This is a genomic window from Parendozoicomonas verongulae (genome assembly GCF_009711465.1).
Taxonomy (GTDB): Bacteria; Pseudomonadota; Gammaproteobacteria; order Pseudomonadales; family Endozoicomonadaceae; genus Sansalvadorimonas; species Sansalvadorimonas verongulae.
Map to the genome: position 1 here is coordinate 1 of NZ_SMME01000305.1, position 524 is coordinate 524.

A 524-nucleotide genomic window follows, 5' to 3' on the forward strand; every position below is an offset into this window, starting at 1 on the left:
ACACCACCTGCCTCTGTGGCGCCACCTTCGCTTCGGGCAGCCTGCTTAACTCTCACCGCCGGAGCAGCAGTAATGCCCAGTGCAAGGGGAAGCAGAACACCACCTGTCCTTGTGGCGTCAACTTTGGTTCTGTCAGTCAGCTTCACTCTCACCGTCAGGGCAGCCGAGACACCCGATGCAAGGGGAAGCAGAACACTACCTGCCCATGCGGTGCCAGCTTCGATTCAGTCAATCTGTTGAACTCTCATCGCCGGGGCAGCAGAGATGCCCGGTGCAAGTGGAAGCAGAATATTAACTGCTACTGTGGCATTACCTTCGATACGGTCAGTATGCTTAGCGCTCACCGCCAGAGCAGCAGTGACGTCCGGTGCAAGGGGAAGCGAAACACCAACTGCCCATGCGGTGCCAGCTTCGACACGGTCAACCTGTTTAACTCTCATCGACGGTGCAGCCGCAACGCCCAGTGCAAGAGAAAGCAGAACAGCAGCGACACTCGATGCAAGGAGAAACTGATCAAAAAGGAA

1 protein-coding gene is annotated in these 524 nt (G+C 56.5%); it reads right to left on the reverse strand.

Features of this window, described 5'->3' with window-relative positions:
* Positions 1-224 precede the first annotated feature (224 nt).
* Positions 225-524 (reverse strand): hypothetical protein (locus E1189_RS22265; RefSeq protein WP_196220851.1); only part of this gene is annotated, 300 nt, incomplete at its 5' end.